At 68.6% G+C, this 25,393-nt stretch carries 22 protein-coding genes; 10 read left to right on the forward strand and 12 right to left on the reverse strand.

Translation table 11 applies throughout. The annotated features are described in order from the left end of the window. Positions 1-4: 4 nt before the first annotated feature. The gene (locus ACFYRH_RS38870) at positions 5-892 is read right to left on the reverse strand and encodes a carbohydrate ABC transporter permease (protein ID WP_387785510.1); all 888 of its coding nucleotides are present in this window, start codon (positions 890-892) and stop codon (positions 5-7) included. Further along, complete coding sequence (locus tag ACFYRH_RS38875) at positions 889-2,157, reverse strand: ABC transporter substrate-binding protein (protein ID WP_387785513.1); 1,269 nt, start codon at positions 2,155-2,157, stop codon at positions 889-891. The genes ACFYRH_RS38870 and ACFYRH_RS38875 overlap by 4 nt, the downstream gene beginning before the upstream one ends. Before the next feature lie 100 nt (positions 2,158-2,257). Between ACFYRH_RS38875 and ACFYRH_RS38880 the strand changes: the two genes are divergently transcribed. Further along, positions 2,258-3,727: a PLP-dependent aminotransferase family protein gene (locus ACFYRH_RS38880; RefSeq protein ID WP_387785515.1), complete on the forward strand. Its 1,470-nt coding sequence runs from the start codon at positions 2,258-2,260 to the stop codon at positions 3,725-3,727. Positions 3,728-3,807: 80 nt separating this feature from the next. Here ACFYRH_RS38880 and ACFYRH_RS38885 read toward each other — a convergent pair whose 3' ends face one another. Beyond that, positions 3,808-4,650 carry a MurR/RpiR family transcriptional regulator gene (locus ACFYRH_RS38885; RefSeq protein WP_387785516.1) on the reverse strand — a complete coding sequence of 281 codons (843 nt, stop codon included), beginning with the start codon at positions 4,648-4,650 and terminating at the stop codon, positions 3,808-3,810. 164 nt (positions 4,651-4,814) lie between these two features. Here ACFYRH_RS38885 and ACFYRH_RS38890 point away from each other — a divergent pair, with 164 nt between their 5' ends. Genes ACFYRH_RS38890 through ACFYRH_RS38910 form a run of 5 tightly spaced genes read left to right on the forward strand, consistent with a single transcriptional unit; the run spans position 4,815 to position 10,545 of the window. Further along, entirely contained in the window at positions 4,815-6,245 is a 1,431-nt protein-coding gene (locus ACFYRH_RS38890; RefSeq protein ID WP_387785519.1) for an ABC transporter substrate-binding protein, read from the forward strand. Beyond that, positions 6,242-7,177, forward strand: a complete 936-nt coding sequence (locus ACFYRH_RS38895; RefSeq protein WP_387785520.1) for a carbohydrate ABC transporter permease — start codon at positions 6,242-6,244, stop codon at positions 7,175-7,177. Before ACFYRH_RS38890 ends, ACFYRH_RS38895 begins: the two co-directional genes overlap by 4 nt. Positions 7,178-7,189: 12 nt before the next feature. Continuing rightward, positions 7,190-8,050 (forward strand): carbohydrate ABC transporter permease, encoded by an 861-nt coding sequence (locus ACFYRH_RS38900; protein WP_387785521.1) that lies wholly within the window; start codon positions 7,190-7,192, stop codon positions 8,048-8,050. 31 nt (positions 8,051-8,081) lie between these two features. Next, complete coding sequence (locus ACFYRH_RS38905) at positions 8,082-9,122, forward strand: sugar phosphate isomerase/epimerase family protein (protein WP_387785524.1); 1,041 nt, start codon at positions 8,082-8,084, stop codon at positions 9,120-9,122. After that, positions 9,115-10,545, forward strand: a complete 1,431-nt coding sequence (locus ACFYRH_RS38910; protein WP_387785526.1) for an amidohydrolase family protein — start codon at positions 9,115-9,117, stop codon at positions 10,543-10,545. Before ACFYRH_RS38905 ends, ACFYRH_RS38910 begins: the two co-directional genes overlap by 8 nt. Positions 10,546-10,549: 4 nt before the next feature. Here ACFYRH_RS38910 and ACFYRH_RS38915 read toward each other — a convergent pair whose 3' ends face one another. Then, positions 10,550-12,055, reverse strand: a complete 1,506-nt coding sequence (locus tag ACFYRH_RS38915) for an alpha-L-arabinofuranosidase C-terminal domain-containing protein (RefSeq protein ID WP_387785530.1) — start codon at positions 12,053-12,055, stop codon at positions 10,550-10,552. 107 nt (positions 12,056-12,162) lie between these two features. Here ACFYRH_RS38915 and ACFYRH_RS38920 point away from each other — a divergent pair, with 107 nt between their 5' ends. Further along, on the forward strand, positions 12,163-13,371 hold the full coding sequence (locus ACFYRH_RS38920; protein ID WP_387785532.1) for an ROK family protein: 1,209 nt from the start codon (positions 12,163-12,165) through the stop codon (positions 13,369-13,371). 334 nt (positions 13,372-13,705) lie between these two features. On the opposite strand, the gene ACFYRH_RS38925 is transcribed toward ACFYRH_RS38920, so the two are convergent. Further along, positions 13,706-15,301 (reverse strand): arylsulfatase, encoded by a 1,596-nt coding sequence (locus tag ACFYRH_RS38925; RefSeq protein WP_387785534.1) that lies wholly within the window; start codon positions 15,299-15,301, stop codon positions 13,706-13,708. Then, on the reverse strand, positions 15,274-15,597 hold the full coding sequence (locus tag ACFYRH_RS38930; RefSeq protein WP_387785535.1) for a hypothetical protein: 324 nt from the start codon (positions 15,595-15,597) through the stop codon (positions 15,274-15,276). The genes ACFYRH_RS38925 and ACFYRH_RS38930 overlap by 28 nt, the downstream gene beginning before the upstream one ends. A gap of 515 nt (positions 15,598-16,112) precedes the next feature. Between ACFYRH_RS38930 and ACFYRH_RS38935 the strand changes: the two genes are divergently transcribed. Next, complete coding sequence (locus ACFYRH_RS38935; protein ID WP_387785537.1) at positions 16,113-17,591, forward strand: cryptochrome/photolyase family protein; 1,479 nt, start codon at positions 16,113-16,115, stop codon at positions 17,589-17,591. Between the two features lie 22 nt (positions 17,592-17,613). Here ACFYRH_RS38935 and ACFYRH_RS38940 read toward each other — a convergent pair whose 3' ends face one another. Then, a complete protein-coding gene (locus ACFYRH_RS38940; RefSeq protein ID WP_387785540.1) occupies positions 17,614-17,976 on the reverse strand; it encodes a PASTA domain-containing protein in 363 nt (120 codons plus the stop codon). 206 nt (positions 17,977-18,182) lie between these two features. Between ACFYRH_RS38940 and ACFYRH_RS38945 the strand changes: the two genes are divergently transcribed. Then, positions 18,183-18,557: a VOC family protein gene (locus ACFYRH_RS38945; RefSeq protein WP_387785542.1), complete on the forward strand. Its 375-nt coding sequence runs from the start codon at positions 18,183-18,185 to the stop codon at positions 18,555-18,557. Between the two features lie 54 nt (positions 18,558-18,611). Here ACFYRH_RS38945 and ACFYRH_RS38950 read toward each other — a convergent pair whose 3' ends face one another. From ACFYRH_RS38950 to ACFYRH_RS38970, 5 genes are read right to left on the reverse strand one after another with little or no spacing between them, the layout of a single operon-like run. After that, positions 18,612-19,580 (reverse strand): ABC transporter ATP-binding protein, encoded by a 969-nt coding sequence (locus ACFYRH_RS38950; protein WP_387785543.1) that lies wholly within the window; start codon positions 19,578-19,580, stop codon positions 18,612-18,614. After that, positions 19,564-20,568 carry an ABC transporter ATP-binding protein gene (locus ACFYRH_RS38955; RefSeq protein ID WP_387785544.1) on the reverse strand — a complete coding sequence of 335 codons (1,005 nt, stop codon included), beginning with the start codon at positions 20,566-20,568 and terminating at the stop codon, positions 19,564-19,566. Before ACFYRH_RS38955 ends, ACFYRH_RS38950 begins: the two co-directional genes overlap by 17 nt. Next, on the reverse strand, positions 20,565-21,482 hold the full coding sequence (locus ACFYRH_RS38960) for an ABC transporter permease (protein ID WP_387785545.1): 918 nt from the start codon (positions 21,480-21,482) through the stop codon (positions 20,565-20,567). Before ACFYRH_RS38960 ends, ACFYRH_RS38955 begins: the two co-directional genes overlap by 4 nt. Continuing rightward, positions 21,482-22,486, reverse strand: coding sequence for an ABC transporter permease (locus tag ACFYRH_RS38965; protein WP_387785546.1), 1,005 nt, complete (start codon positions 22,484-22,486; stop codon positions 21,482-21,484). The genes ACFYRH_RS38960 and ACFYRH_RS38965 overlap by 1 nt, the downstream gene beginning before the upstream one ends. Next, positions 22,483-24,096, reverse strand: coding sequence for an ABC transporter substrate-binding protein (locus tag ACFYRH_RS38970; protein ID WP_387785549.1), 1,614 nt, complete (start codon positions 24,094-24,096; stop codon positions 22,483-22,485). Before ACFYRH_RS38970 ends, ACFYRH_RS38965 begins: the two co-directional genes overlap by 4 nt. 180 nt (positions 24,097-24,276) lie before the next feature. Here ACFYRH_RS38970 and ACFYRH_RS38975 point away from each other — a divergent pair, with 180 nt between their 5' ends. Then, positions 24,277-25,284 (forward strand): LacI family DNA-binding transcriptional regulator, encoded by a 1,008-nt coding sequence (locus ACFYRH_RS38975; protein ID WP_387785551.1) that lies wholly within the window; start codon positions 24,277-24,279, stop codon positions 25,282-25,284. Positions 25,285-25,393 lie beyond the last annotated feature (109 nt).

Raw genomic sequence — 25,393 nt, forward strand, 5'->3', positions numbered from 1 at the left:
GCGATCACCTCCCGAGGGCGGCGCGGTCGCGCCAGCGGTTGAAGGAGACGGTGATGACGACCGCGATCACCGCGATACTCAGGCCGGCCGCGCTGGCCGCGCCGATGTCACCGAGGCCGAACGCCTGCCGGTACGCGTATACCGCGACCAGCTCGGTGGACCGGTCCGGACCGCCCTCGGTCATCGACCACACCGTGCCGAAACCCTTGAGCGCATTGATGAAAGCCAGTACGACGACCAGGCTGATCGCGTTGTGCAGCGACGGCACCGTGATGTTCCGGAACCGCTGCCACGCTCCCGCACCATCGATCGCCGCCGCTTCGTGCAGCGCCGGGTCCACCGCCTGGATCGCGGCCAGGAAGATCACCAGGTAGAACCCGTACGCCTGCCACGCGCTCGCGATCCCGACAGACGGCAGCGCGAACGTCGTACTCCCGAGCCAGGGCTCGGCCAGCGATCCGAGACCGGTCGCCTTGAGGAAGCCGTTCAGCAGGCCGATCGTCGGGTGGTAGAGCTGACTCCAGATCACGCCGACGACCGCGAGCGACATGATGTGCGGCACGAACACCAGGCTGCGGAACAGCGTCTGCGCGCGCCGCCAGCGGATCTCGCTGATCAGGGCCGCGAGCAACAGTCCGCCGCCGACCGCGAGCCCGAGGTGCATCGCCCACCAGATCACCGTCCGGCCGAGCGCCCGCAGGAAGAACGGGTCCGACCAGACGTGGAGGTAGTTGTCCAGCCAGGCGCGATGCATGACCGGCGCCACGCCGTCCCAGGTGTAGAAGCTGAGCTCGATCCCACGCAGCAGCGGCAGGAACAGGAAGACCGCGAGCAAGGCCAGCGACGGCAGCAGCATCAGCGTGATGAGGAGCGTACGGCGTCTGGTCGTCATCGGCTCGCTCCCAGCTTGTCCTGCACGCCCTGCATCGCCGTCTCCGGTGACATCCGCCGGGTCAGCAGTCCTTGCACCGCTTGGTACCAGGCCTCCTTGGCGGCGTCCGGCAGGTACACGCTCGGGTTGAACCCCGTGCCCTTGGCAACCTTCTCCAGACCGTCCTGCACCGCCGGGTCCAGCTTGGTTCCAGCCGGCACCACCTGCGCCGGCACCAGCGTCCGGCCCTTCGCCGCGGTCAGTTTCAGGTACTCCGGGCTCGCCAGCCAGCGCAGCCACTCGACGACCGCCGATCGTGACTTGGTGCTCTTGTTCACCACCCAGCTCAACGCCAGCCCGGCCGTCGGCAGCGCCTCCGCGCCCGAGTCGACGGTCGGCAACGGGAACGCGCCGTATTGCGACACGTCGATCCCGTCCTGCCGCGCGTCAGCCATCGACCCCTGCGGTACGACGGTCATCGCGCCACCGCCCTTCCAGAACGCGGCCTGGGCCTGACCACCGTCGAGTGCCGCCGCCTGGCCTCCGTCGAGGCAGCCTTTCGCGATCAGGTCGGACAGCATCTGCCCGCCGCGTACGACGTCCGGATCCGCGAACGATCCGGACCCGTTGATGACCTCACTCATCTTCTGCCGGCCCGCCGACGCCTGGACGAGCGCACCGAGCAGCCATCCACCCGCGAAGTTGTCCCGCGCACCGGCCAGCAACGGCTTCACCCCCGCGTCCTTCAGCTTCTGACACGTAGCGAGGAAGCCCTGCCAGTCCCGCGGGATCTCGACACCGTGGGCCGCGAAGATCAACTTGTTGTAGTAGACCTGGAACACGTCCAGGCCCTCGACGATCTCGTAGATCTTTCCGGTGCTCGCCTTCGTCTGCTTGACGACCTCCGGCTGGAACCGCCCGGCCAGGCCGTTGGTCGCGAACACCTCGTCCAGCGGCCAGATCAGCCCGGCCTTGGCGAGCATGCCGACCCGGCCCGGACCCGAGTTCACCAGCAACAGGTCCGGTCCGCTGCCGGACCGCAGCAGGGTCTGCACGCTGCCCTGCTCGAAGGAGATCGCACCTTTCACGTACTCGACCTTGATGTCGGGATGCTGCTGCTCGAACGCCTTGACCGTGGCATCGGTGTACGGGAAGTCGGCTCCCATGATGCGCAGGGTCTTGGACGTGTCCTGCGGACCGTCAGCACTCAACGCTCCGGTGCCCGGCGCGGCGACCGTGGCACACCCGGACAGGACCAGCAGCAGGGCAGTCCACATCCATCTCATTGCGCCCCACCTCACAGACCAATAGGCTCGATGGCGTCCTAGATTGGCGTTCGATTCGGGATGCCATCTATAGCCACAGCGATCAAATTGGACTCTGTTTGTGATTCAGGACGGCAATGGCCTCAGATTCTCCGCGGACGAGGTGGCCCGGATGCTGGTCGGCACCGGAGCCCGCTCCGGGCCGCTGTACCGTCAGCTGAGCGACAGCCTGTCCGAGTTGATCGAGCGCGGCGAGCTGCCGGCCGGAGCCGCGCTGCCACCCGAGCGGGCACTGGCCACGGCGCTGACGGTCAGCCGGACGACGGTGGTCGCGGCCTACCAGGCGCTCCGGGAGAAGGGGCAGCTGGAACGGCGTCAGGGCAGCGGCACCCGAGTCAGCACCGACCGGTCCCGGGAGACGGTCTCCGGGCTCGCCGGCGACCACGCCGCGACCCAGTTCCTGAACGGCCCGCTGGCAACGATCGACTTCGCGACCGCCGCCCTGCCGAGCCTCGATCTGGTCGCTGACGTCGCCGCCGGGCTCACCCGGGACGATTACCTGCGGCTGGCGAGCACCCACCACGGCTACCACCTCCGCGGACTACCGGAGCTGCGGGAGCGGGTCGCCCGCTGGTACAGCGACGCCGGTCTGCCGACCGCGCCCGAGGACATCCTGATCACCTCGGGCGCGCAACAGGCGCTCGAGCTCGTGGCCCGCGGTTGCCTGCAGCCCGGCGACGGTGCGGTGGTCGAGCAGCCGACGTACCGCGGTGCTCTGGAGGCGTTCGCGCGGACTGGCAGCCGGTTGCGATCGGTTCGCGTCGATAACGAAGGGCTGGACGTCGCGGCGCTCGAGACGCTGCTGACGACCGAGTCCCCACGTCTCGTGTACGTGCAGACCGCCGCGCACAATCCCACCGGCGCGGTGCTCTCCGACGACCGCAGGCAACGGCTCGCGAAGCTGCTCGACAAGCACGAAGTCGTGATCGTCGACGACACCTCCCTGGCCGGTACGGCGTTCGACGGGCGGCCGTCCGCGCTGGCCCTCGCCACCCACGAGCGGCTCGTCACGATCGGATCGATGAGCAAGCTGTTCTGGGGCGGACTGCGCCTCGGCTGGATCCGCGCGGTCCCGCAGGTTGTCTCGCGACTCGCACAGGTTCGCGGCATCACCGATCTCGGCAGCTCGCTGGTCGCCCAAGAGGTCGCGCTGCGTCTGATGGACCATCGCGAGGCCGCCGAAGCAGAGCGCCGTACCGCGTTGCCGGTCGGACTGCGTGCGTTGACGGACCTGCTCGGCAAGCACCTTCCCGACTGGACCTGGCGTGAGCCGCAGGCCGGCGCATCGCTCTGGGTCCGCCTGCCACAAGGCGACGCGACGCACTTCGCCCAGATCGCCCTCCGGTACGGCGTCGCGCTGCTCCCCGGCGCGGTCTTCTCCGCCGACGGCAGCACCGACCACCACACCCGGCTGCCCTACGCGTTGCCCGCGGCAACACTGACCCAAGGTGTCACCCGCCTGGCCCAGGCCTGGACCGACTACGTCAACCGCACCACCGTCGACGTCACGCTCACCTCAGCGGTGACCTAAGCCGACTGCAACGTCAACAGATAGGCATCAACAGCGGCCGGACGCAACGCATGCTCGACAACCACCATCGCCGCGCTCTGCTAGCCGCGGTCGAGGAGGTTCAGGCGGCTCAGGAGTTCGGCCGCGCGGTGGCCGACGTCCTCGCTCTGTTCCGGATGGCGAGCGACGAGATCGGACAGTACGCCGTACACGACACTGATCGCCGCCGTCATCGACGGGAAGAACGACACTCCCTCCGTTGGCACCACCAACGTATGGTCGCCGCGCCGCGCGGCCGGCGAGCTCGCCGAGTCGGTCAGCACGCAGATCGACGCGCCGGCCTCGCGGGCCATCTCGATCGCCGTCGTCGTGTCCCGGTAGTACTGCCAGAAGCTGATCGCGACCAGACAGTCGTCCGCGGTCAGTGACGCGAGCGCGTTCGCCAGCCGCACTCCGCCCTGATCCACCAGCACCATGTCGATCCCGCGATTGGCGCCCAGCGTGGCGAGCACGTGCCCGGCCGCCGCGTGCGTCCCGAACGCCAGTACGACGGTACGCCGGGCAGCCGCCAGCGCGTCGACGAAACCGGTCACCGCGGCCGGATCGACCTGTTTCGCCGCCACCTGAAGGTTGTGGATATCGCGATCCAGCGCCGCGTGCACCGGTGAGTCGGCCACGTCGGTGCGGTCCGCCAGCCGCGAGGACAGGAACGCGTCCCGCAGCCCAGCCTGCAGATGCGGCCAGCCGGTGAAGCCCAGGCTCTGCGCACAGCGCGTCACGGTCGCGACGTTCACACCGGCCCGCTCGGCCACCTCGGTCGCACTCGCGTACGACGCGAACGCCGGCTGCATCTGCAACACCTCGTAGACGCTCTGCAGCTTCGGGCTCAGCCCACCGACCGGCGACGAGGCTGCCAGCCAGTCGGCAACCTGCTGCTCGGACATACGGTCCCCTTCCCCGAACGGATGCCGGACGACTCTACTGTGCAATGAACTCTGCGAGAAATCAATCTTGCAATATCCCTTGCAGACCGCTGTGAATCCTGCTTCCATCGAGATCGCCACAGCCGACCGGCCGCCCGCCGGATCCAGTGATTGGCAGGACTCCCGTGCATCTCAGTCACCAGCCTTCACATCGCCCCGCGCTCACCCGCCGCCACTTCCTCGGCGCCCTCGGCGGACTCGCCGTCGCCACCTCGATCGGCACCGCCTCCGGGTGCGGCCAGGAGGTGTCGCCGCGCGCCGCGATCGCGCTGCCGACCGGTCTCTGGCCGTACACCGGCCCCGCGCTCACCAAGCAACGCATCACGCTGCGCGTCCTGCGCCAGCAGTTCCCGATCAAGCTCCAGGACCAGTACTTCACGAAACTGTTCGCCCAGTTCACCGCGGCGTACCCGAATCTGCGCATCGAAGACCAGACGGTTCCGTTCGGTGAGCTCTCGCAGAAGGCGCAGCTCGCGATCGCCGGCGGTTCGCCGCCGGACATCATCCTGACGTTCGGCGACTTCATGCCGGAGTACGTCGCGAACAACGCCGCCGTACCGCTCGACGACCTGATCGCCCGGGACTTCATCGAGGACATCGTCGCGCCGACCCGGACGCTGCACTCGCACGACGGCAAGCTCTACGCGATGCCGTGGGAGCAGCAGATCCTCGCGCACTTCTACAACGCCGACGTCTTCGCCAAGTACGGCGTCGAGGCTCCACCGGTGTCCGACGACCCGGCCGACGCGTGGACCTGGGATCGCACCCGCGACGCCTGGCGCGAGCTCGAGGAGGCCCAGCGCGGGAAGGACGGGCGGCTCTGGTCGCTGGCTCCCTCGATCATGGGGCCTGGAGGTCCCGGATCGAGCTACTGGTTCGAAGGCATCTTCCTCCGCTCGGCCGGCGCTCGGAACGGCACCGACTCCGAACGCCGGACCTTCGAGGCGGTCTCGCCGGACGGCACCAGCGCCCGCGGGTACGTCGACACTCCCGAAGCGGTCGCCGGCATGCAGTACTACCAGAGCCTCTTCACCGACCGGCTCACTCCCCGCGCCGGCCTCCCGAACGCCTGGTACGACGGCCGCGCGGTGTCCTTCATCAACGCCGACACGACCGCGCTGCGAGCCCAGCAACTCAAGGTGAAGTTCCGCTGGGCGGTCGCACCGGTCCCGGCCGGCAAGACGCAGTTCAGCCACGGCAGCGGCGCGGCCTTCTTCGTCGCCAGCGCCTCGAGGCATATCCCGGAAGCCGCCGCACTGCTGGCCTTCCTGCACAACGACACGAACCGGATGAGCTGGCACACCGACGTCCGCGGCACGCTGCCGGCCCGGAAGAGCCTCTTCGAACGACTTCCTCGCTATCGGCAACACCCCTACAAGTTGATGCTCAACACCCTGGAGCAGTGCGCGTACCCGCCACCGGCCACGCCAGGTGCCTTGAGCTACCAGTACGTCCTCAACTCCGCGATCAAGGACATCGCTCTCGGCGCCGCGCCGGACGAGCGACTGACCCACGCGGCCACCAAGCTCGAGACCCTGCTGGCGAGGTACCGATGACCACCCAGGCAGTCCGCACAGCCGCCGTACGCCGCCGTGCCGCGGCCACCGCCGTCCGCGCACCGCGCTCGCACAAGCTGACCCTCGCCGGGCTGCTCGCACCGGCCTGCATCGGGCTGGCGATCTTCCAGCTCGGTCCGCTGGCCTACGCGTTGCTGAACAGCCTGCGCCAGGTCAGCCTGCTCGACCTGACCCGCGGCAAATACGTTGGCCTGTCCAACTACGCCGAGCTCCTGCAGGACACGACGTTCTGGCACTCGATGGGCAACACCCTGCTGTACGTCGTCGGCAAGCTCGCGATCCAGGTCCCACTGGCCTTCGTGCTCGCCGTCCTCCTCGACCGCAAACTCCGCGGTACGGCGCTCGCCCGCGCCGCCCTGTTCGCGCCACTCGTCACGTCCGGCGCGGTCATCGCGGTGATCTGGAACCTGATGTACTTCCCGGACACCGGCCTGTTCAACTCGATCCTCGACTGGCTCGGTGCGCCGACGCAGCCGTTCCTGACCAGTAGTACGCAGGCGCTGCCCGCGATCCTCCTGGTCGGGATCTGGGAGGACCTCGGCTTCTCGGTGCTGATCTTCCTGGCCGGTCTACAGGCGATCCCCGCGTCGGTCCGCGAGGCCGCCGAGATGGACGGTGTCCGCGGCGTCCGGCTCGCGCGGTACGTGACCTTGCCGCTGTTGCGGCGTACCACGATGGTCGTCACGTTCATGGCGACGGTGTTCAGCTTCCGGGTGTTCACGCCGATCTTCGTGATGACGCAGGGCGGCCCGGACAACGCGACCAACAACGCCGTCTACTTCATGTACCAGCAGGCGTTCCAGTTCTCCAACCTCGGTTACGCCTCCGCCGTCGGCGTCACGGTGATCGTCCTGGTCGCCGGTCTGCTCGCGCTGCAGGCCCGCCTGCTGCGCACCGATCTCGAGTACTGAAGGGCCGGTCCCATGGCACTCTCCGCCGCAACTACCCCTGGTGAACGGATCCGTCGCCGGCTCGGCTCGCTCGTCCTGCTGGCCGTGACGATCGTGTTCTTCTTCCCCTACCTGTGGATGCTCGCGTCGTCGCTGAAGCCGACCGCGGACGTCTTCAAGTACGGCTTCCCGCTGAGCTGGAAGACGTTCCTGCCGCCGCACCCGACGTTCGAGAACTACGCCACGATCTTCTCCGAGTTCGGCTTCGGCCGGAACCTGCTGAACAGCCTGCTCGTCGTCGGGTGCCAGGTCGTCCTCACCCTGGTCGTCTGCGCCGGCGCCGGGTACGTCTTCGGCCGGTTCACGTTCCGCGGCTCCAAGGTGCTGTTCGCGCTGGTGATGGTCGCCTCGTTCATCCCGTTCGAGGTGGTGATGGTGCCGATGTACGTCGTCACGCGCGAACTGCGGCTGACCGACACGTACGCCGGTCTGTTCCTGCCCTGGATCGCGAACGCGATCGGGATCTTCCTGATCCGGCAGAGCGTCCAGGAGATCCCGCGCTCGCTCGACGAGGCCGCGGCGATCGACGGCGCCTCGACCTGGCGGACCTTCGTACAGATCATCCTGCCGAACCTGCGGCCCGCGCTGCTGACCGTCGGCCTGGTCAGCGCGGTAGCCGGGTGGAACCAGTTCCTGTGGCCGTTGATCGCCGTGCAGGACCCGGACAAGCAGGTCGTCCAGGTCGCGATCGCGACCTTCACCGATCCCGGCCAGCTGCCGACCTGGGGCGAGCTGTTCGCGGCCGCGTCGGTGGCGGCGATCCCGCTGCTGGTGATCTTCCTCTTCCTGCAGCGCTACTACATCCGGGGCGTCGTGACGTCCGGGATGAAATGACCGCACCCATCCAGAAGGAGTCATCACCATCATGAGAGTTGGAGTGGACGGCAAGAAGTTCCCGTTCGGCCGGGAGGAGGGCGCGATCGGCATCCTCCAGGCCGCGGCGACCCGCGGGTACGACGGGGTGTTCTTCCGGTCCGTCGTCGACGTCAGCCCGACCCTGGACAACGGTTATCTGGCCGCTGTCCGGGACACCGCGGACAGCCTGGGGCTGTACCTGGAGATGGGGGTCGGGAAGGTCAACCCCTACGCCTCCCCCGAGCAACCCGAGATCCGCGAACTGGGCGGCGGTGACTACCTGCGCGCGATGGAGATGATGGTCGAGTCGTCGGTCGCGATCGGCTGCCGGGAGCTGTGGACGTCGGCCGGCAACTACAAGCACAACCTGCCCGGCCTGTTCGCCATCGACCGGTTCCGCACCGATGTCGACTGGCCGGACCAGTTGGCCGCGATCGCGAAGTTCCTGCGGAAGCTCGCGCCGATGCTGCAGCACCACGGTGCCCGGCTGAACATCGAGAACCACGAGGAGATCACGTCCTTCGAGGTGCTCCGGCTGATCGAGGAGGCCGGCGACGACGTTCTCGGCGTCACGTTCGACACTGCCAACACCGTCTCCCGCAGCGAGAACCCGGTCGCGGCGGCGCACCGACTGGCGCCGTACACGCATCTGTCGCACCTGCGGGACGTGGTGCTGTTCTACGACGCGAGCGGGCTGACTCGGCAGGTGCGTCCGTGCGGTCAGGGCGTCATCGACTGGGAGCAGGTCGTCGGCGCGCTGCACGCAGCGAACCCGGATCTCAATCTGTCGATCGAGATGACCAACGACCGGTTGCTGATGGGTGTCCAGATCTTCCACCCGGTCTGGGAACAGGCGCACCCGGATCTGACGACCACCGAGCTCGCCGCGCTCGTCCGGCTCGCCGTCGAGTGCGAACAAGCAGCCCGGTCCGGCGCGTTGCCGTCGCTGGCCGACTATCACGCGCAGCCCTTCGGCCTGGTGGAGAAGGGCGCGTTCCTCGAGGAGAGCGTGGCGTACGTGCGGCAGATCGTGGCCAAGATCGATGGCTGAACCACAACCCGCCGACCTGCTGATCCGGAACGCGATCGTGCTGACGATGGATCCGGACTTCCGGGTCCTGGCTCCGGGCGCGGTCGCGGTCCGCGCCGACCGGATCGTTGCCGTCGGCCCCGACGCCGAACTCGGAACGGCGTACCGGGCCACGCGCGAGATCGACGCCGAAGGGCAGATCGCTCTGCCCGGGCTGATCGACAGCCACGGCCACGGCGGCCACACCCTGATCCGCGGCTGGTACGAGGGCGCGACCGCGGACCGCTGGCTGGAGATCTTCAACGACTTCTACCGCACCCACACCACCGAAGGATTCTGGTACGCCGACGGCCTGCTCGCCGCCGCCGAACGCGCTCTCGCGGGCGTCACGACCGGCCTGTCGTACCCAGGATCCACGCCGTGCCTGGACGAGCTCACCGCGGTCCGCGCCGGCGCCCGCGCCTATCGCGAGGTCGGCCTCCGCCACGTCGCGGCCGTCGGCCCCGGCCCGGGCCCGTGGCCACACGTGTACGGCGGTACGACGAAACTGTCGCTCGCCGACGAACTGGAGCTCACCAGCGTCGCGATGGCGGAACTGCCGACCGACGACCTGATGTGTTCCGTCCTCCCGTCGCCGTCCAACCTGACGATGGACCCGGCCGGAGCAGCGAGTGACGAGCCCCATCCGGACACCCCGGTCGTCTGGGAGCACGTCGCCGGTCTGTCCCGGAAGCACGACGTACCGATCCACGCGCACGCGTTCCGCGGGATGGTGACGCAGGCCGTCCGGTTCGTACCCGAGATCGTCGGTCCGCGGCTGCATCTGGCGCACTGCACCAGTCAGACGCGCAAGGATCTCGACCTGATCGCGGAGCACCGGTGCTCCGTTGCCCACGGCCCGTACACGCACGCCAACGTGAAGGCGCCGTGCCATGTCCTGGAGTTGCTCGAGGGTGGCGCCAACGTGGTGATCGCCACGGACGGCGCCGCGCCGGATCGTTCGTTCGACCTGCTCGCGCAGGTGCATCCGGCGATCCAGTGGCAACGCATCCAGGCGAACGACGTCCAGGTCCTGCCCGCCGCCAAGGCGCTGTCGATGGTCACCATCGATGCCGCCCGGGCGCTCGGTCTGTCCGACGATCTGGGTTCGCTGGAGCCCGGAAAGAAGGCCGACATCATCCTCGTCGACGGCCGCGCACCGCACTTCCAGCCGCTCCTGCCCGAACTGGCGGCCCATCGACTCGCCTACGCCGCGAACGGCAACGACGTCTCCACCGTCATCGTCGACGGCCGGATCATCGTCCGCAACCAGCAACTCCAGACGGCCGACATCACCGAGCTCGGGAGCCGAGCCACCACCGAAAGCCGAGCGGCCCTCGAACGGTCCAACCTGCTGGATGCGTTGACGACCCCTCCAGCAGCTTGGACCGCAACGAGGTATTAGTTGTTCAGTCGACGATCGGTGTGGTGGTGGTGAGTTCGATGATCGTGTAGGAGCCGGCCGGGAGGTCCAGGGCGAGGTTGTCGTCGAGTTTCACCTCGTCCGAGCGCGGGCGCACCCGGTCGGGCTGGTCGAGGGTGTTCTTGGCCAAGGGATCATCGGTGTGCAACTGGTGGATCTTGACCAGGTTGGTGAGCAGCGGCCGGCCGACGTCGACCGACAGGCTGACCGCGTTGTCGCGGTCGCGGTTGACGACCGAGAGCCACACGGTGGTGCTGCCGGGGTTTGTGGAGGCGCTGATGTCGAGGGCCGGGAGCTCGATCGGGACGCGTCCCAGGGTCTCACCGGGGACGGTCCCGGACGTCGCGTCGCCGGCGAGCGCGATCGTGCCGCTGTGGTGGCGTTGCATCTGGAGCGGCCAGTAGACGGTCTCGTGCACGACCTCGTCGTCGGTGACCACCAGAGCGCCGACGACGTTGATGGTCTGCGCGAAGTTCGCCAGCGTCACACTGTCGGACCGGCGCTGCATGACATTGAGGAAGGACGCGACCGCGAGTGCGTCGACGGTTCGGTAACGGGTCTCCCCCGGGCGCCACTTCGGGCTCATCTCGAAGCGGGTGGCGTCGGCGCAGTTCCACTCGGTGAAGGCGAGCTCCGGCTTCGGCGTACCGGGCTTCTCGCGGGCGACGAGGTCGACGAGGCCCTGGATCGCGACGATCGCGTCCTCGGTGCGAGCCGGGCCGCTGAGCACGCGGGCATAGTCGCCGCCCGCAGCGGTCGGGTCGAACGGCCAGTAGGTGTGCAGCGTCAGGTAGTCGATGTGGTCCCACGCCTCACGGAGCAGCGCGAGGTTCCAGTCGACGGCCTGCGACGGTTCGAAGCAACCGATCGCGAGCACCTTCAGCGTCGGGTCGATCCGCTTGATCGCCTTCGCCCACTCCCGGCAGCGTACGGCGTTGTCCTGTGGGCCGAGCTGCCCGAGCTCCCACGGTCCCCACTCCTCGTTGCCGATCTGCCAGTACCGGACGTTGAACGGCTCGTCGTACCCGTGCGAGCGGCGCAGGTTCGCGTAGACCGAGTCGCCGGTGCCGTTGCAGTACTCGACCCAGGCCAGCGCCTCACGGAGCGTGCCGGTTCCGGTGGTCAGGTTGATCTGCGGTTCGGCCCCGATACGGCGGCAGTAGGCGACGAATTCCGCCGTACCGAAGCCGTTGCCGACGTCGTAGCCGAAGTGCCAGTCGACCGTGCGCTCGCGGTCCGGGCCGACGCCCCGTTCCCATTCGTACGACGTCCCGGTGCAACCGCCCGGCCAGCGGACCACCGGTGCGCCGAGGCCGGTGATCGCGTCGACCACCTGCCGGCGCAGGCCGTCCGCGCCGGCGTCCGGGTGCTCCGGGTTGTGCAGCGCCTCGTCGGCCACCCAGCGGCGGCGTGACAGGAACTGGCCGTAGATTTCCGGCCGGATCCTCCCGTTGACGCTTCCGCGCACCGTGAACGTCGCTTGTGTGCTCACTACCGGGTCCCTTCCGTCGCTTTATCTCTGACTTGAAGATAAATAGCCCACGCCGACGGTGTCAACGTGTTGGACCCCGGCTGACCGACGGTGCTAGAACCGTGCACATGAAGGAGCTCACGCGTTCTGCCCAGCTCAGCGACATCCGGCAGCAGAACTACTCGACGATCATGCGTGAGCTGATGCGCTCCGGCCCGACCGCCCGCACCGACCTGGCGGCCGCGATCGGGATGTCCACCGGCTCGGTCACCCGGCTGACCGGTGCCCTGGTCCGCTCCGGGCTGCTGCGCGAGTCCGCCGAGCCGGCCCAGCGCGGCACCGGCCGTCCGAAGGTCCCGGTCGCGATCGACCAGTCGACGTACGGCGTGATCGGCGTGCACTTCGGCCTGTACCGGGTGAACATCTGCCTCACCGACCTCCGCGGCGAGCTGATCGCCGAGGCACACACGACCGAGCGCACCACCAATCTCGACCGGCTCGTGCGCAGCGCGGCCCGCTCGGTGCGGACGATGATCGATGCTCACGACATCACGGTTCTCGGGATCGGCGCGAGCACCGGCGGCTGGGTGAACAGCACGACGGGACAGGTGCACAGCCAGCCCGTGCTCGGCTGGCACGACGCTCCCCTCGCGTCGGCGCTGCAGAAGCTGGTGGAGCTGCCGGTCATCATCGACTCCCAGGTCCGGGCGCTGGCGCTCGCGGAGCACTGGTTCGGCGCGGCGACCGGCGTGGACAACTTCATCCACCTGTTCGTCGGCAACGTGATCGGGGCGGGCTTCGTGTTCAACGGATCGCCGTACCGCGGAGCGCACTCGGCCGCCGGCGGGCTGGATCACCTACCCGTCGCCGGCCGATCGAGCGAGCCGTGTTCGTGTGGCAGCCGGAGCTGTTTCGCGGTCGTCGGCGGTGACCTCGAGGTCGCCCGCCGGGCCCGCGCCGCCGGCCTGATCACCGACAAGCAGGAGGTGTACGACGTGTTCGCGCTCGCCGGCGACGGCGACGCCCGAGCCCGCCGCCTGCTCCAGGAGCGCGCCAGCCTGGTCGGCACCGCGGCCGCCACGCTGATCGAGCTCCTCGACCCGGAACTGGTCGTGATCGGCGGTGGTATCGCTGCCCCGGTCGACAACGTCTCCGCCCTGCGCGACTCCGCGCTGGACAAGCTCGCCGTCGACCGGGGCGGCGATGCCCCGGCCCGCATCCAGGCCAGTGCCTTCGGCCCGCACGCCCTCGGCATCGCCGCCGCCGCGATCATGCTGGACGCCGTCTACCGCTCCCCCGAGGCATTCGTCTCAGCCCTGACCACCAACGCCATCTAGTGTCGAACAGCGTCGCCCACTTCCCCGGCGGGTCGAGTGGCGAGTGCGGACTGGGCAGCGAGCAGAACGCAAAGAACGGTTGGTCGGGTGCGTTCGCGATCGCCTCGATCGTCCGGTCTACCAGGAACGCGTCGCAGAACAGGTCGGGCGGGACCGGGTTCGGATGCGCCGAAGCCCGCGCGTACCCATGGTCGGCGAGGTGCTTCGCGTAGTCGTCGGCGACCGTGGCGCCCTTCTCACCACCGAGAACGCATTCGTCGTCGAACGTCGCCGGTCCACCGAAGTGCGTCTGCTGTCCGTCGTCACCAGCAGGATGTTCGGCCGGGCGCTCATCTCAGGCGGGCTGGTTCGGCATCGACGCGCGGGCCGCGAGTACGTCGCCGTACGGGATCACCCCGACGGTGTCGGCCCACGCCTGCCAACGGGCCGACAGGTCCTGCACTCGCTCCGGATGGTCTGCCGACAGGTCGCGGCTCTCGCTGCGGTCGTTGGACAAGTCGTACAGCTCCCACGGGCCCTCGTACTCGCGCACGAGCTTCCACTGCCCTGATCGGACCGCGGCGTTGCCGATGTGCTCCCAGAACAGGTCGTGCTCGTTCGCGGAACCACCCCGCAACAGCTCCAGCATGCTGTGACCGGGCAGCGCCGGCAGCGACTCCCCGTTCCGCTCGGTCAGCGCCGGTACGCCGGTTGCCTCGAGCAACGTCGGCGCGATGTCGGTCAACTGGTTCGGCGCGTCCAGCACCGTGTCGGTCAGACCGCCCGCGGGCCAGGACACGATCAGCGGCGTCGCGATACCACCTTCGTGCACCCAACGCTTGTAGAGGCGGAACGGGGTGTTCGACAGGTTCGCCCACGCCTGGCCGTAGCTCGTGTACGTGTCCGCGGTCCCCGGCCGGATGTCGGGCGTGTTGCCGACGCGCATCGGCGTACCGTCGGGGGCGCTCGGCGGGATGATCAGGTGGTGCTGCCGGAAGCGGTCCGCCGCCTCAGGGGCACTGTTCAGTTCCTCGGCGCAGCCGCCGTTGTCGGACAGGAACAGCACGATCGTGTTGTCCCGCTGCCCGGTCTCGTCGAGCGCGGTGAGGATCGTGCCGACCGCGCGGTCCATCGCGCGGACCTGAGCGGCGTACACCTCCATCCGCTCGAGCTGCCACTTCTGCTCCGGCTCGTCCGCCCACGCCGGGACCTCCGCGTCCCGCCGATCGAGCGTCGCGTCGGCCGCGCAGATGCCCGCGTCGAGCTGGCGCTGCCGGCGACGGGTCCGCAGTACGTCCCAGCCCTCGTCGAACAGCCCGCGCGTCTCGGCGAGATCGTCCTCCTTGGCGTGCAGCGGCCAGTGCGGGGCGGTGAAGGCGACGTACCCGAAGAACGGCCGGTCGCCGTCGGCCTCCCGGATCGCCGCCGCCGCGTGCGCGCCGATCTCGTCGGTGTAGTAGAAATCCGGCCCGAGCTCGGACAGCGGTACGGGCGTCTCTCCGTCGTGCAGCGTGGTGGTCTGGAAGTAGCTGCCGGCGCCACTGATCGTGCCCCAGAAACGCTCGAACCCGCGCCGCGTCGGCCAGGTGTCGGTCGGCTGCTCACGCTCGTTCGACAGGTGCCACTTGCCGGTCATGTGCGTGTGGTACCCGGCCGCGCGGAACGTCTCGGCGAGTGTCGCGGACCGCTGCGTGAGACTGCCCGGGTAGCCGCCGGGGCCGTCGTTGTTGACCAGTTCGGCGACGCCGGTCTGGTGCGGGTGCAGGCCGGTGAGCAGCGAGGCCCGCGACGGGCTGCAGCGCGCGGTGTTGTAGAAGTTCGTCAGCCGGGCGCCGTGTTCGGCCAGGCCGTCGATGTTCGGGGTCCCGATCTCGCCGCCGTAGCAGCCGATGTCGGAGTACCCCATGTCGTCGACCAGGATGATCAGGACGTTCGGTCGCGCAGATCCCATGAAAACCTCGCTGTTCTAGTGTGTGTGATCAGGCCACAGATCAGGCCCAGTGCGGCAGCGCGGCGAGCATGCCGCCGTCCACCGGGAGGGACACGCCGGTGACCGCGCGGGTAGAACGTGTTCACCCAGCCCAGCTTGTTGAACAGGATGTACTGCGGCACCAGCGTCACGTGCGTCGGCAGCATCAGCGTCACCAGCATCGTCACGTACGCGATCCGGCGGCCGAAGAAGTTCAGCCGGGCGAACGCGAACGCCGCGAGACTGCAGGAGATCACGTTGCCGATGATCGCCGTCACCGAGATGAACAGCGAGTTCTCGATGAAGATGCTGAACGCCGTACTGACGCCTTCCAGCCCTCGGCGTGGTTCGACGCTCGAAGTGCTTCGGGATCAGTCCCGGCTGGGAGAAGATCTCGTCGGTCGGTTTGAAGGAGCTCGCCACCATCCACACCAGCGGATAGAGCATCACAAGCGTGACGACGATCAGCGCGAAATGCGCCAGCAGCCGCTTACTCGGCGCCCAGCGCCGGCCGGCCGGACGGCTGTCGGCGCCGTCCTGGATCGCGGTCAGTCGCTCAGTCGCCCGTTCAGTCGCCATAGTGCACCCAGAATCAGCCCAAAGTGTTCCAGCTCTGCTCGTCGGCCATGACGACCAGCACGTTCAGACGGTCGCTCACACGTCCCACCTTGTCGGTATCGACGGCTTTATTTCCAGTTGAAGTTAATTGCGTGGGCGGACGCTGTCAACCACTCGGACGGAATTAACTTCGATCAGAAGGAAACCCTTCGACTCAGGGCGCTAGGTTGTCGGGATGACGTTGCGGTGGATCTTCGGGGACCAGCTGGGCCCGCACTTCGTGTCCGACACCGACGACCGGCTCCTGATGATCGAGTCGGCCCGGGTGTTCGCGCGCCGGCGGTTCCACCGGCAGAAGGCGCACCTCGTGCTGTCCGCGATGCGGCACCGCGCGGCCGAACTGGGCGACCGGGTCGACTACGTGCGCGCGGACACCTACCAACAGGCGCTCAACGGGATTCGTGAACCGCTCACGGTGTGCAGCCCGACGACGTACGCCGCCGAGGAGTTCGTGCGCCGGCAGCCGCGGATCGACGTACTGCCGGCGCGTGGCTTCACCACCAGCCGCGAGGACTTCGAGGAATGGGCCGGGCGCCGAGGCGCGAAGCGGTTGCTGATGGAGGACTTCTACCGCGAGGCCCGGGTGCGGCTCGGCGTACTCGTGGACGGCAGCTCCCCCGTCGGCGGGCAGTGGAACTTCGACCACGACAACCGGGACGCGCCGCCCCGCGCGAAGACGCTCGGTACGCCGGAGCCGTGGTGGCCGGAGGAGGACGAGATCGACGAAGAGGTCCGAGCCGATCTGGACCGGTGGGAGCGTGAGGGGCAGGCTTCTTTCGTCGGGGTCGACGGCCCGCGGCGGTTCGCGGTCACCCGTTCGGAGGCGCTGCAGGCGCTGAAGCGGTTCATCGTGGACCGCCTGCCGGACTTCGGGCCGTACGAGGACGCGATGCTGTCGGGTGACGACTGGATGGCGCATTCGTTGCTCTCGGCACCGTTGAACCTCGGCCTGCTCGATCCGCTCGAGGTGGTCGACCTCGCCGAGGCCGCGTACCGGTCCGGCGACGCGCCGCTGGCCTCGGTCGAGGGCTTCGTCCGCCAGCTGATCGGGTGGCGGGACTACATCTGGCATCTGTACTGGCACTTCGGTCCCGACTACCGCCGCCGCAACAAGCTGCTGGCGCAGCGGAAGATCCCGTCGTGGTTCACCGATCTCGACAGCGCGGGCGAGGTCGAGGCGCGCTGCCTGTCCGAAGTACTGCGCGGGGTCCGCGAGCACGGCTGGGTGCACCACATCCCCCGGCTGATGGTGCTCGGCAACTACGCCATGCAGCGCGGCTGGAACCCGGTCGAGGTCACCGACTGGTTCCACCGCTCGTTCGTCGACGGCTACGACTGGGTGATGGTCCCGAACGTCGTCGGGATGTCGCAGTACGCCGACGGTGGCGCGCTGGCCACCAAGCCGTACGCCGCGGGTGGCGCGTACATCGACAAGATGAGCGACTTCTGCGGCGACTGCCGGTACAACCCGAAGGTCCGCGTCGGCGAGGACGCCTGCCCGTTCACCGCCGGGTACTGGTGGTTCCTGGACCGCAACGCCGATCGCCTGCGCGGGAACCAGCGGATCGCCCGGCAGTTGTCCGCCCGGAACCGGCTGTCGGATCTTGCGGAGCTGGTCACGCAGGAACAGGAGCGGGGCTCGGACACGCCCTGAGCCACCCGCCGGGCAGGAGCTGCTACTCGCCGATCTTCTTCGACTTCAGGACGATCTTGGTGTCGGCCGCGGCGCGCGTTCCACCGGCTGGTTCCTGCGCGACGACGACCCAGTTCCGGTCGTTGATCAGCAGGCGGCCTTGACCGGTGGCGTCCTGTTCGGTCAGGTAGTAGTACCCGGCTGCCTGCATGGTGTCCTGCGCGAGCTGGTGGTTCAGCCCGACCACGTTCGGTACGACGCCGACCTTGGCGGACGGCCGCGCGGGGACCGCCGGCGCGGTGCTCTGTGGAGGGGTCGTCGGCTGGGCGGTCTGGGGAGGCGCCGTCGTCGGCGGGGCTGTGCTGGGCGGGTCGCTGCTGGGTGGAGCGGTGTTCGGCGCCGTCACCGTAGTAGTCACAGTTGTGCCGGAGCCGGCCGTGCGGGAACTCCCGCACGCTGTCAGCGCGACGAGCGCAGCGCTGACGAACCCACCCACGATCACTGACCGAGTCACTCCACACCATTACCCCGTCCGCTGCCTGCGCTAACAACAGACGGTGACCAGGGTGTTGCACGGGTGCGAAGTCGGCACGCAGTACTGACGCTGGACCGATGGACTGCAAGCTCGAAGTCATCGTCGTACCGGTGTCGGACGTGGACCGGTCGCGGCACTTCTACCGAGCGCTGGGGTTCCGGCTCGACCGGGACGACGCGAACGGCCGCGATCTGCGGGTGGTGCAGCTGACCCCGCCCGGCTCGGCGTGCTCGATCGTGATCGGTACTGGTCTGACCAGTGCACTACCCGGCTCGTGCCAGGGTCTGCATCTGGTGGTGGACGACTTGGTGGCCGCCCGTGCGGAGTTCGCCTGCCGCGGGGTCGCGATCAGCGAGGTCTCGCACGACCTCAGCGGCGTCTTCCACCAGCAGTTCGCCTCGTTCCACGACCCCGACGGCAACGGCTGGATCCTCGAACAATCCGCCGGGTGAGGTGGTCGGCCGGTGCACTGGTCAGACCGGTGGGCAGGTCAGCTGGTGCACTGGTCAGACCGGATGGTCGAGCCAGCAGCGGGACCAGTGGCCGTCGGCGGACGTGGTCGACGGTGGTGGTCGCTCGGAACACACCGGCATCGCATGCGGGCACCGCGCCGCGAACGGGCAGCCGGCCAGCTCCTGCTCCCGGTCGACCGGCTCGTTCGACGCGTCGACGATCGGCAACGTACTGCGCGCGCCCTCGCGGTCCGGATCCGGCGAGGACTCCAACAGCAGTTGCGTGTACGGGTGCCGCGGCCGCTGCGTGACCTCCTCGGCCGGACCACCCTCGACCATCCGGGCCGCGTAGATCACGTTGATCTCGTCCGCGAAGTACCGCGCGCTCGCGATGTCGTGCGTGATGTAGAGCATCGCCAGCCCGTCCCGCGCGCACAGATCCGCGAACAACCGCAGTACGTCGAGGCGGATCGACACGTCCAGCATCGAGACCGGCTCGTCGCCGATCAGCACCGCCGGGTCGGCGGCCAGCGCGCGGGCGATCGCGACCCGTTGCCGTTGGCCACCGGACAGCTCGTGCGGGTACTTGTCGATGTACTGCTCCCCCGGCGTCAGGTTGACTCGCTCGAGCAGCTCGATGATCCGGCCGGTCAGGTCACCGTCCTTGGCGGTCCCGAAGTTCCGCAACGGGCGGCTCAGGATGTACCGCACGCGGTGCAGCTGGTTCAGCGACGCGAACGGGTCCTGCATGATCAGCTGCACCTGGCCGAAGTGCGCCTGCCGGTCGGCCCGGCGCCGGTGGCTGACGTCCTTGCCTGCCAGCCGAACGGTTCCTCCGGTCGGTTCGTCGCCAAGGGTGAGGATCCGGGCGAGCGTGCTCTTGCCCGAACCGCTCTCGCCTACCAGTGCGACGACCTTGCCGGGCTCGAGCTTCAACGAGGCCGAGTCGACGGCCGTGAACCACTCCCCACGCCGCCGCCCGTACAGAGCCATCCGCTTGCTGACCTCAACGGCCTCCAACATGCGGCACCTCCCGATTCTCCAACTCACGGTCCAGGAGCAGGCAGGCGGCCTGGGCGCCGTCGCGGTCGAGCAGCGCCGGAAGGGTGTCCCGGCACTCGCCGATCGCCTGCGGGCAGCGCGGTTCGAACGCGCACCCGGCCGGCAACCGCCGCAGGTCCGGCGGCGCGCCGCCGATTCCACGCAGGGCCCGGCGCGGGCCGTGCAGCGACGGGAACGAGTCCCGCAGCCCTTGGGTGTACGGATGCTGGGGATCGCGATAGATGTCCCCCGCCGCGGCGATCTCCACCGCGCGACCGGCGTACATCACCATGATCCGGTCGGCGAGCTCGACGAGCAGCGACAGGTCATGGGTGACGAAGAGGACCGAGAACCCGAAGGTCGCCTGCAGCTCCTTCAGGTTGTCGAGGATCTGCCGCTGCATCACCACGTCCACCGCGGTGGTCGGCTCGTCCATCACGACCAGATCCGGACGGCACGCGAGCGACAACGCGATCGCGGCCCGCTGCCGCATCCCGCCGGACAGCTCATGCGGGTAGCTACGCACCCGGTCGCGCGGGATACCAACCAGCTCCAGGAGTTCGCCCGCCCGCTCCCAGGCCTCGGACCGTTTCATCGCCCGATGCGCGCGGATCGCGTCAGCGAACTGCGTACCGACCCGCATCACCGGATTCAGCGAACTCATCGCGCTCTGGAACACCACGGCGACGCGCTCCCACCGCAGCTCGCGCAGTCGCCGCGGCCCGCAGCCGACCAGCTCGACCGGCTCGCCGTCGGCCGGCCGGTAGGTCACCGTCCCACCGGCGATCCGGGCCGGCGGCCGCTGCAGCCGGGTGATCGCCGTCATCAACGTGGTCTTCCCGCTGCCGCTCTCCCCGAGTACGCCGAAGATCTCGCCGCGCCCGACGTCGAACGACACTCCGTCGACGGCCCGCACCGCGGGATCCGTCCCGTACTCGACCACCAGGTCCCGCACCTCGAGCAACGTCATACCGCCGCCCCCGTTCCGCTGACCGTCCGGCTGACCTTGCGCCGTTTCGGACGTCCCGAGATCCGCGACGTACGGCGCCGCGGGTCGGACAGCTCGTCGATACCGAAGTTCACCAGGCCGGCCGCCGTACCGACCAGGGCGATGCCGAGACCCGGCGGCAGGAACCACCACCACGCGCCGCTCTGCAACGCGCCCTGCGACTGCGCCCAGTAGAGCATCGTGCCCCAGCTGACCGTGTTCGTGTTGCCGGCGCCGATGAAGTCCAGCCCGGCCTCCGCCGCGATCGAACCCACCACCGCGAACAGGAACGTCGACGCGATCACCGGAGCCAGGTGCGGTACGACCTCGAGGAACAGCACCCGCGACTGCTTGTCCCCGCTGTACCGCGCGGCCGCGACGAAGTCCCGGTTGCGCAGCGACAACGTCTGCGCTCGCTTCACCCGCGCGCCGCCCGCCCAACTGGTCAGACCAATGATCAACGCGACCGCCGGCCATCCGCCTCGGCCTCGGGTGTAACTGGCGATCAGGAGCAGCAGCGGGAGCCCCGGAATCACCAGGAAGATGTTGACGAAGCCGGTCAGCGCCGCACCCGCCTTTCCGGTGTGGTAGCCGCTGACCAGGCCGAACAGCACGGCGAGGAACGTCGAGATCGTCCCGCCGACCAGACCGACGAACACCGAGACCCGCGTCCCGGTGACGAACTGCGCGAACACGTCGACGCCGGAGGACGTCGTACCCAGCCAGTGATCGCCGGACGGTGGGGCCATCGGCGGGCCCGCATGCAGTTTGGTCGGCGACTGGCCGAGTACGGCGCTGACGAACACTGGTCCGACCAGTGCGATCAGCAGCATCAGCGTCAGGACGACCAACCCGACGGTCACCTTCCGGTCCCCGCTGGTCCACAGCCGCCTCATCACGACACCTCCCGGGTCCGCGGGTCGATCAGCACGTAGACCGAGTCGACCACGAAGTTCGCCGCCAGCACCGTCAGCGAGATGATCAGGAACAGGCCCTGCATCAGCGGGTAGTCGACGTTCACGATCGCCTGGTTCAGCAGGCTGCCGAGACCGGGATAGTTGAACACCATCTCGGTCAGCAGCGACCCGCCGACCACCATCCCGATCGACACCGCGAAGCCACTGATGCTCGGCAGTACGGCGTTCCGCGCGGCGTACGAAAACACCACCCGGTGACCGGGCAGACCCTTCGCCTGCGCGAGCAGCACGTAGTCCTCGTTCACCACCGACGCCATCATGTTGCGCATGTGGATCATCCAGCCACTCACCGACGTCAGCACGATCGTTGCGGCCGGCAACATCGCGTGCCGGACCGCGCTGTTCAGGAAGTCCGGCGTGAACCCGGGCACCAGGCCGAGGTCGGCACCACCGGACAGCGGGAACCAGCCGAGCGTGAAGGAGAACACGTACGCCAGGATCAGCGCCACCCAGAAGTACGGCACCGAGTGCAGGAAGATCGACACCAGGCTGCCGACCGAGTCGATCGCCCGTCCCGGACGCCAGCCGGCCACGATGCCGAGACTGGTACCGACCACGAACGCGATCACGGTCGCGCTGCCGACCAGCAGCAACGTCCACAGGAAGCCGGACCGCACCACCGACGAGACGGTCGCCGGGTAGAACGAGATCGACCTGCCGAAGTCGAGGTGCACGATCCCGTTCAGATAGCCGACGTACTCGTGCCACCAGGACTGACCGCGCGCGCCGCCGAACAGCCGGTGCACCAGTTCCTCCTGCTGCTCCGACACCGGTCCGAGCTCGGACATCTTGAACAGGATCGCCGACGCCGGATCACCCGGCATCAGCCGCGGGAGGACGAAGTTGATCGTGACAGCGGACCAGGCGGCCAGCAGGTAGAACCCGATCCGCTGCGCGAACGGCGTACCCAGGAGTCGCGTCATGCCGGCTTCAGCGAGAGGAACAGCTTGGCCGCGAACACACCACTGATGGCCCCGGGATCCGGTGTCGTGTACGGGTTCTCGGCACTCGGCCAGCCGGTCCAGTGCTCGGTGTTGTACATGTACGGCGTACCTTTCACGGCGACCGGGATCACCGGGACCTGGGTCAGCATGATCTGCTGCAGCGGCTTGGACGCGGCCAGCTGCGCGTCCGGCGCGGCCTGCGCGAGCGCACCCAGCGCGGACTCGGTGGCCGGGTCGTTCCAGCCGACCACGTTGGTCTTCGACTTCGCCGAGAGCATCTTGTTGTAGAACGTGTACGGGTTCGTGCCGAAGGTGAACGCGTCACCGTAGATCGCGTCGAAGTCCCGCTTGTCCTCGTCACCGGTGTACGCCGCCGACGGTACGCCGTTCACCGCGGCGTCGATGCCCAGCGCAGCGAGCTGTCCAGCGAGCTCCTGCGAATACGCCATCCCGTCCGCGAACGCGCTGACGGTCAGGATCCGCAGCTTCAACTGCTTGCCGTCGGCCCCGATCAGCTTACCGCCCTGCTGCGTGTACCCAGCCTTCGCGAGCTCGGCCAGCGCGGCCTGCTGATCCGGCTTCAGCGGATCCCGGTCGGCCGCATCGATCCAGGACGACCAGGTGCCCTGGTAGAGACCGGTCGGGCCGACCGGCTGGTAGACACCCGGGTTGTACGCGTCGGTGACCGCCTGCCGGTCGAGCGCCAGCGCCAGTCCCTTGCGGACGTGCACGTTGCCGAACGGTTTGCGCTGCAGGTTCAGCATCAGCGGCTTCATGCTCGCGTAGATCGGCCACAGGTGGTTCTGCGCCTGGTTGCGCTGCACGAACTGGTTCTTCACGTCCGGGATCCCGGCGTACGCCAGGTCGATCTCGTGGCGGACCAGTTGCTGCGTGAGGAGATTGGTGCTGCTCGTGGTGACGTAGGTGATCTGCGGCACCGGAACCTGCTGCTTCCAGTAGTCCGAGCGGGCCTTGAAGGTCGCCTGCTGGCCGGTCACCTGGCCGAGCGAGTACGGGCCGCTGCCCATCGGCTTCAGGTTCGTGTCGGTGTCCGGGTCCTTGGCCGCCCAGACCTTCTTCGGCACGATCACCGTGCGGCCGAGATCCTGGATGGCGGCGTACGCCGGCTTCGTGAACGTCACGTGGACGCCGTCGGCGGTCTTGGTCACCTGGTCGACCGGCAGCGCCAGCAGGTCGTGCTGCTTCAGGTAGCCGAAGGTGAAGACCACGTCGTCGGCGGTCAGGGCACTGCCGTCGGACCACTTGGCGCGGTTGTCCAGTGCCAGGTCGATCGCCTTCCCACCGGCGGCCCAGCTGTACTTCGTGACCAGGCTCGGCATGAACTCGTTCTGATGCGCGGTGTTGAAGTCGAACAGCTGCTCGTAGATCAGCCCGATGGTGCCGCGCAGCGCGTTCACCGAGAACGGGTTGAAGTTCGGCTGCAGGGTCGGCTGCGAGTACGCGGCGACCGTCAGCGGTGCGGTGCCGGCGGCCGAGGCGGCTCCACCGCCTCCCCCCGAACAAGCCGTCAGCCCGGACAGCACGACCAGACCGGTCACGATTGCTGTCAGTTTCTTCCTGGAGCGCACGGGATCTCCCTTCGATCCGCGGCCGGACCGGCCGGGGTGAGATGAGACTGCCAACGTTTGCAGCAAGAGTCAACGGTTTGCAGTGGAATCCCGTCGAAGTGGTTACAATCAGGGTCCAGAGTCACGGCAATCGTTTGCGCTACGATGCCGTGAAGATCCACGACGACCTCGGGAGCTGCATTGGCTGTCACGCTGGCGGAGGTGGCCGCGGCCTGCAACGTGTCGACCTCGACCGTGTCGCGGGCGCTCACCGATCCGGAGAAGGTCAACGCCGAGACCCGGACCCGCATCGAACGGGTGGCCCGGCAGCTCGGGTACGCGCCGAGCCGGGCCGGCCGCTCATTGGTCTCCGGCCGGACCGACACCGTCGGCCTGGTCGTCCCCGACATCGCGAACCCGTTCTTCCCGCCGATCATCAAGTCGGTGCAGGCCCGCGCCCGCGACAAGCGGTACGCCGTCCTGATCGCCGACACCGACGAGCACGTGGCCGACGAGCTCGAGCTCGCGCGCGGCCTGAGCCGCCAGGTGGACGGCCTGATCCTGGCCTCGCCGCGGACCGCGCCCGCCGAGCTGACCCGGCTCGCGCAGCAACTGCCCGTGGTCTTCGTCAACCGCGAGGTCGAGGGCGCCGGCAGTGTCGTGATCGACGAGTCCGAGGGCATGCAGGAAGCGGTCGAGCACCTGGTCTCACTCGGTCACCGGCGGATCTGTTACCTGGCCGGCCCGCGCCGCTCCTGGTCGAACCAGCAACGCCGCGACGCCCTCGCGGCCGCCTGCGCGGCGAACGACGTGGAACTGCGCGAGCTCGGCCCGTTCGAGCCGCAGATCCAGGCCGGGATGCGGGCCGCCGACCTGCTGCAGTCCGCCGACGTCGCGGCCGCCATCGCGTACGACGACCTGATCGCGCTCGGCGTGATGTCGCGACTGACCGAGCGCGGCATGCAGGTGGGCCGGGAGATCAGCGTGATCGGTATCGACGACAGCCCGCTGTCGACGGTCACGCACCCGATGCTGACGTCCATCCATGTCCCGGCCGCGGAGCTGGGCTCGGCCGCGGTGGACCTGCTCCTGGACCAGCTCCGCGAGGGCGAGAACTTCAGCGAGCCGATCACGGTCAAGCTCGAGACCCGCCTGGTGATCCGGGGGTCGACCGGCGTCGCGCCGGCCGACCGCCCGGTCAGCAACTAGGTCGTGTCTGGCAGTTCCGCGCCGTAGCGAGCAGGTGCTCGGCGCGGTGCCTCGGTGCGCGGGAGCGAAGGTCTCGATGCGGAGCATCGTGGCCTTTGCTCACGTGCAG

This window comes from Kribbella sp. NPDC004875, from assembly GCF_042873375.1.
Classification (GTDB): domain Bacteria; phylum Actinomycetota; class Actinomycetes; order Propionibacteriales; family Kribbellaceae; genus Kribbella.